General features: G+C 33.7%; 6 protein-coding genes. 1 reads left to right on the top strand and 5 read right to left on the bottom strand.

The features are described from left to right. Positions 1–164 precede the first annotated feature (164 nt). Positions 165–1,295, bottom strand: a complete 1,131-nt coding sequence (gene xerA, locus I3217_RS15680; protein WP_435050716.1) for a site-specific tyrosine recombinase/integron integrase — start codon at positions 1,293–1,295, stop codon at positions 165–167. A gap of 419 nt (positions 1,296–1,714) precedes the next feature. Here xerA and I3217_RS15675 point away from each other — a divergent pair, with 419 nt between their 5' ends. Continuing rightward, the gene (locus I3217_RS15675) at positions 1,715–2,824 is read left to right on the top strand and encodes a Fic family protein (RefSeq protein WP_435050715.1); all 1,110 of its coding nucleotides are present in this window, start codon (positions 1,715–1,717) and stop codon (positions 2,822–2,824) included. Positions 2,825–3,095: 271 nt separating this feature from the next. Here I3217_RS15675 and I3217_RS15670 read toward each other — a convergent pair whose 3' ends face one another. The 4 genes from I3217_RS15670 to I3217_RS15655 form a co-directional block, all read right to left on the bottom strand. Continuing rightward, a complete protein-coding gene (locus I3217_RS15670; RefSeq protein ID WP_435050714.1) occupies positions 3,096–3,590 on the bottom strand; it encodes a hypothetical protein in 495 nt (164 codons plus the stop codon). A 747-nt stretch (positions 3,591–4,337) separates the two neighbouring features. Further along, entirely contained in the window at positions 4,338–4,865 is a 528-nt protein-coding gene (locus tag I3217_RS15665; RefSeq protein WP_435050713.1) for a hypothetical protein, read from the bottom strand. 5 nt (positions 4,866–4,870) lie between these two features. After that, positions 4,871–5,581, bottom strand: a complete 711-nt coding sequence (locus I3217_RS15660) for a hypothetical protein (protein WP_435050712.1) — start codon at positions 5,579–5,581, stop codon at positions 4,871–4,873. Positions 5,582–5,601: 20 nt separating this feature from the next. Continuing rightward, on the bottom strand, positions 5,602–6,945 hold the full coding sequence (locus I3217_RS15655) for a tyrosine-type recombinase/integrase (RefSeq protein ID WP_435050711.1): 1,344 nt from the start codon (positions 6,943–6,945) through the stop codon (positions 5,602–5,604). Positions 6,946–6,991: the final 46 nt, after the last annotated feature.

Here is a 6,991-nt window from a genome sequence, read left to right as displayed (position 1 = left end):
TTTTCGCAATTGGATGAGATTTTACAAATAATGTCAGGTAAATATTTATTCCGTCACTATTTATTTCATATTCGTTCCTCATTTTTTAGCTTGTGTACAACATGTGGATAAACACACTGGTGTGTTTATTTCTATTATATATCCACTCAAATATAAGCAAATACTTACATGTCTAAAGGGTTTTTTATTGCGGAGAAACTGTTTTTGGCTACATGAGTATATATCTCAGTTGTTTTAGTGGAGTTATGTCCAAGTAAAAGTTGTATATATCTTATGTCAGTACCAGCTTCTAAGAGATGAGTAGCAAAACTATGACGAAGCGTGTGTGATGAAACTGGAATTTTTATACCTGCTTGTTTGGCAGTATTACTAACAACTTTGCCTACGCTATTAGCGCTATATTGTTCTTTGGTTTGGCCTTCAAATAAATAATTTTTAGGTCTATATTGTCTATAATATTCTCTTAAGTCTTTTAACATTTTTTTAGATAAAATGGTGTACCTGTCCTTATTGCCTTTAGCATCTCTGACTTTAATTAGCATTCGGTTACTTTCAATGTCGGTAAGTTTTAAATTCAGTAGTTCAGAACGTCTTAGTCCGGCAGAGTAGAGTAGGGCTATAATGCATTTGTGTTTTAGGTTATTGGCACAAGAAATGATCGAGAAAACGTCATCTTTTGAAAGTACTGTAGGGAGTTTTATTGATTTTCTTGGACGTTCTATACTGTAAAATCTGTTTGGAAGTCCTAAGACAGTTTCGTAATAAAATTTAATACTGTTAACTGCTTGATTTATGTAGCTGTCTGATCGATTGGTTTTGACTAGAAATTCTAAATAATTTCTAATGTCATTTTCATCTAGGTGGTTAATATCTTGCTTGTTGTAATAGTTTATAAAACATTCGAAGCAGGAAACATAGGTTTTAACAGTATTGTTTGCGTATTTTTTTAACTCTAATTTTTGTAAGTAGTTCTCAGGACAAAATTTATAGTCCGGATGTCGTTTCCTTGTGTAGACCCACCTTGCGTCAAATATCTCATCCAGTTCTTTAGCTCTAGTTTTTTCAAAAAAGTATTTGGTATCTATCCAGGCTACACCTTTAAATAATTTAAAAATTGCATTTAGATTGTGTCTGGTGTTTGGAATGTAAAACATAGTAAACTCTTTACTCCATTTTACGTCTTCCAGTTCCTTGATTAAAATTTGCAATGTCGAGTTGGCATAAAATTTAAGTCCAATTTGTTGAGTGTCATCTATGAGAAGATGTCTTAATGTAATATGAAGTTTTAATGACATGTTTATTGAATTATTGTGTAATTTACATGTAATTCAATAGCTAGTTGGTTGTTAAGTATTTGTATTCGTTTGTAAATATTTGTAAGCGTTTGTAAACGTTTGTACACGGATAGAAAGGAAAGGACCTCAATCTGTTTTTAATATTTGGGGCCTTTATCTTTCGTTATGTTGGGGTCGGAGTGGATAGTCCGGGAACCTGAACCATAAACAGCGGAAATAATCATCCAGTCTGCGATAAGACATGAAGTATTATTAAAAAGGGGAGGCAAATTTCATTATGCTCAGTTTTTTCCGCTGCGGGTGACTCAGTTTGTTCGCCCTATCCAATAAGTGTTAGGAACAATTTTGAGCCAATTAAAAAAAATAATCAAATCAATATATTTGGTATATTTGAGCCGATAACAAGTAGTAATCGGCTCATGAATTATAATTGGCAACATAAAAATTGGCCTAATTTTAAATACGACTCATCCGTGATAGATGACATTGTTTTAGAATTTGCATTAGAAACAGGTGAAGTAAAAGGGTTAATTGATGGTTTGCCGCTAGAGTTTCAACAAGAAACCATAATTCAATTTATGATTGATGAAGCAATAAAAACCTCAGAAATAGAAGGGGAGTATCATAGCAGACAAGATATAATGTCTTCAATAAAACTACGATTAGGCTTACACAAAAATATTTTTCAAATAAAGGACCAATCAGCCAAAGGAATTTCTGAATTAATGGTAGAAATTCGAGAAAATTATGCCTCTACTCTTAGTGAAACTCTAATTAAACAATGGCACGATATTTTATTTAAAACCGCTCGCTTTATAAATAGTGGTTCGTATAGACAAGGCATAGAACCAATGGTAATTATTTCTGGAAGGTATGGTAAAGAAATCATACACTTTGAAGCTCCTGCTTCTATAAATCTTCCTAGCGAAATGTCTCAATTTGTAGAATGGTATAACAGCTATAAGGTTACCCCTCAGGATATAAAAGATATATTAATAAAAACTGCAATTACTCACCTATATTTTGAATCTATCCATCCGTTTGAAGATGGAAACGGACGTATTGGTCGGGCGCTAGCAGAAAAATGTCTTTCTGAATCTATGAAGCGTCCAATAATATTGAGTCTATCAACGGTAATTGATCAAGACAAACAGGCTTATTATGATGCACTCAAACAGGCTCAAAAAGGGTTAGAAATAACCTCTTGGATACATTATTTTTCATCCACCATTTTAAAAGCTCAGAAACAAGCTAAAACAATAATTAGATTTACTTTAAAGAAATCAAAACTTTTGGGTCAGATTAGAGATCAAATTAACGAAAGACAGCTAAAAGTCTTAAATAAAATGCTTGATTATGGAATTGAAGGTTTTAAAGGGGGAATGACTGCTAAAAAATACATTGCTCTAACAAAAACCTCTAAAGCAACAGCTACAAGAGATTTACAAGATTTAGTTGAAAAACGTGCCTTATTTTCTATTGGCTCTGGTCGAAATGTACATTATGAGCTGAATTTAGAAATGTTTTAATTGGGGTAAATTCCATCCGGTTTGGAGGATGCATACAATATTTCAGTAATGAATACATCCAAATACTTATAAGAAATAGCTGAAAATGAAAGAATGTAAATAAGAGTAATAATTGCCTGTTTTTTATTCATTTATAGTTTTGTTTTAATTGTTTGTAATAGGTGTATCAACACACTAGTTAGTTTGTTTTTTTTGTTTCTGTTGATATAGGTAAAACTTATAAGTATTAAATGTAACCTATGGCGTTTATAGAAAATTATTATTGTGGTGTTTACTGTATTATTGATTCCAATACATAATTTTTATTCAAAATATCTCCAGAAATTGATTTATAATATAAGTAATATGAAAAATTAAAGTATCTATAATTTTTGTGAGCGAGAATAGCTAAAATTTCATCGAAGTTCAGTCTTTCGTTTTCATTATTTTCATTAGTTATAGATTGTAATATTTCTTTGAAATTGGCTCTTAGTATTAATGTTTGATTCTCTTTTATGGTTAAAAATCTCTCATTTTGCATATTGTATATTGCGCCTGGAGGTAAAGAATACATGTTATGTTTATAGAGTAAACCAAAATGAAAGACAGTTCCTGGTTTTACTTTAAAAGGGTCGAGTATTTGAACAGGATAGTTATCTAAATTTTTGTGTTTAAGTTCTAATATAGAATCTTGAATTTGATAACTAACTTCTAAGTTTTGAGAAAAGAGCGTATTAGTTATTATACAAGCCACAACATGGATAATGGATTTTAGTTTTAGTTTCATATTAGAGTAATAGTAAATGGGGATTTTAGTTTCTAGTAGTTTAGTTAAAGGTGAATTCTGCCAACCAATTAAGATGTGATTTTTTTTAGGTTGACTAAATTAAGCTTTTTAAGATTATTTAGGATTAAGGATATACCGTAAAAATAGTAAGGTATTTATGTGAATAATTGGTGTTTTAGACCTAGCAAAGGTGGAGATTGTGTTAAAGTAACTAGAATAAATAATAGAGGAGTAGTATTCGGATACTATTAATTAAGGAAAGGAGTTTCTAAACAAGAAGCAATTCCTTCTGTTTTAGGTGTGTTTAAGGCTTGATATCTAGTATTTAGGAATTCAGAAATGCTCTTAGCGAGAGGAATAGCTAAAACGATTTGTGGAACGTGCTTTTGTATGAAGGACAATAAACTTTGAAACGAGAATCCATAGTTGTGTACAAGCTAATTTGAGCTGAAAAACTTACTGTGCAGGATAGAACGGGAATCATGAACAGCGGAAATAATGATCCAGTCTAACACGACACCAAGTAGTATTTCATGCGTAGCTGTGAATATAAATAGAGGGATGCCTGTATCACAAAAAAGATGAACTGTTGCAATAGTTCATTTTTAAACGTTGATAGCGAATTTTAGCTGTTTTACAAGGGTTTTAAAGGGTGTTTAATGATTTGTGAAATAGAAAATAATTTTGTGATAAAAAAATATCACAAAATTATCAGGGTAATTATCACAAAAAAAACTGAAGCAAAATTTAGCTTCTACTTATATCGATGGTGAAGGATCTTATCCATCCCTCGTTTAAGAAAAAGGATTCCAACACACTAAAATTAAATTTACTTGAATTAGACCCCGAGTCCGAAAAATAATAGTTTTGATAAGTCCAAGTGTCTTTCTTTTTAAGTTCCAAAAGTTCTAGCAATACCTTATCGAATTCCGCACTCAATTCATCGGATACATAATCACCAACTTTCTTTAACGTGGCAATATACTTTTCAACTTGCTCCCGATTTTCCTTTACGCTCCTATCACTACGTAAGCTATACATCCAAATGATCAACTGAATGAATTCCTTTGAAAACAGAAAATCTTCACGCTCAAATTTCCCAAACTCCTCTTCACAATAGGTTCCATCATGAACCTGCTGTAAAACCTCCCTAACATATTTGGAAACGGTGATATTACGCTTTTCAGCTCGTGATACTATTGTCGCCTTGAGTTCTTTTGGAATTCTAAAATTCAAGCTTTCTTCTTCATTTTGAATCTTTTTCTTTTTAGCCATATATCTTAATTGGGTATATCGGTTGTATCCTTCCTAAAATTAACTTTGAAGATTTGTGTGAGTATCTGTTCCTTTGCATTTTTCATTGCTCGCTCTTTCACCTTATCCAAACGCTGTTTCCTCTCATCATTTTTGGTGACTTTCTCTGGTTCCTTTTGAGGCAGTGCGGGAACAACAATTGGCGCTTTGATTTGAACCAATTGTTCTTTCCACCTCTCTATAGCCTCACGACGAAGTTCATTTATATCATTCTTCTCCAAAACATAGTTTCCAAAATGCGATTTGAACTCCTCAAAATGCTCCTTAAAACTTTTTAGCTGAAATGCTATCGCCCTCTGTTGATCCTTTGTAATTTCAGGGATGTCACGCTGCCAATTGTCAAGAAACCATTGGCTCATCAACACACAGCCCTCCACCTGTTGACCGTACTTCTTCAAAAGATAGCCCAGACTCTCTTCTTTTATATCACCTTTCAGCTCCATTAACTTGAACAGATTATCACTGAGCAACATGGATTTGGACATGATGTGGTGACAGGCCAGTTTATCTTCTACAAAATAGTTCGCCCCATTGTTTTCTATCAAGACCAATTTATTGGCATGTTCTTCCCAAAGTCCCTTTCCTTCTTCATCCAAATACTCCGAGAGGTTTTTGGGCAAATAAAACACCAAAGACCTTAGAAGATTTTTTCCTAGATCCAAAAGAATCTCTTCCATAGACTGTACATTAGGCATTTTTAATTCTTTAATATTTCTGAATAATCACTTGGCAGTTCGGCATCAATATCCCTTAAATATTTTTCAAGGGCAGCCATAGAGGTATGCCCTGTAATCAACATTAGATTCCCCTTTGCAGTATGTGGATTTGTCTTTTGGGACATTTGTCTGTATAGTTTCGTAAAAAAGGTATGCCTGAAGCTATAGATTCCGTAGTCTTCATCAAAACCAAACTCATCCTTTACCACTTTCTTGAAGCGTTTGGTAAAATAACCTCTCTTTTGGTCGGGAGTGATATCCCAAACACCTCCCATCCCATTGGGAGTAAACAGTGAATCCTTCTTTTTTAGACTGGAAAGGTCAGGCAGTTCATCAATAAGTATATCAGGGATAATCTTTGTTTTTAAGGGACTGTTTTTGGCCTTAAAGCTAAGGGTCTTGTTCTTTAGGTCAAGATCACCAACTTTTAATCTGCACACCTCTATTGGACGCATAAAACTATAGGAAACAAACTTGATAAAATGGAGCAGCAATGGATCGTTGTCTTCAAGATATTGGAATATCCGCTCCTGTTCTTCCCTGCTATAGGTTTTGTTCCTTTTGGGGTCTGTTTTGAGCTTTTTGATGTTCTTAACAAAATTGCTTGTAACCTTATCGTTGCTTTCAAGAGTTCCCATCATACTGCTCAAACTCGCCCTGTAATTGTTATAGTTCCTTGCAGAGGTTCTATCCAAGACATCATTCAAAAACTCCAAAACAACCTTCTTATCAAGTTGAGCAATATATTTGAGTTTGGGATGGTTCTCCTCAATCCATCTCCTGAACACACTCAGATGGTTCTCGTAAGACCTCAAACTACTCTCACGAAGCAAACGCTTCTTTAGGTTCAGATCAAAATCAAGGGCCTCTATGAATCCCTCCCCTATTTCGGTCTCTTTAGATTCTTGTGACACTTCTACTTTTGGAACAATTTTCACAGTTTCCTCTTTCGCATCTTGTACTGGCTCTTTATTTACTACAGCTTCTTTGCCCTCTTCGCTCGCATAGAAACGCTCGGTATTATCCTCATAAGGATTGTATCCTTCCGACAAAAGTTGACTTATAATTTTGCTGTAAATCCCTAAAGCTGCTAAGCGTTCTTCCTTGGTCTTATGTTGATTTGCATTACCATAAAACGGGGTTTGCATTTTGAGCTTCCCAGACTTCGGATCTCGGTAAGAAAAATAGACATACCACCTTTTGTTGAGGTCGCCTTTAGCTGTGTAAATTTTGGGTTTAGAATACTTTTTTTTCAAGGACAAATCATATGCATTTCCATATGCACTTTCATATGCATTGTTGACAAGGTCGGTAAAATTAGGCATAAAAAAACGGTTTGGCAACCCCAAACCGTTTGTTATACTTGATTTT

This window comes from Formosa sp. S-31 (assembly GCF_051172795.1).
Classification (GTDB): domain Bacteria; phylum Bacteroidota; class Bacteroidia; order Flavobacteriales; family Flavobacteriaceae; genus Formosa.
The sequence above is the reverse complement of the archived record's forward strand: the minus strand, read 5'-3'. Positions and strand labels throughout refer to the sequence as shown.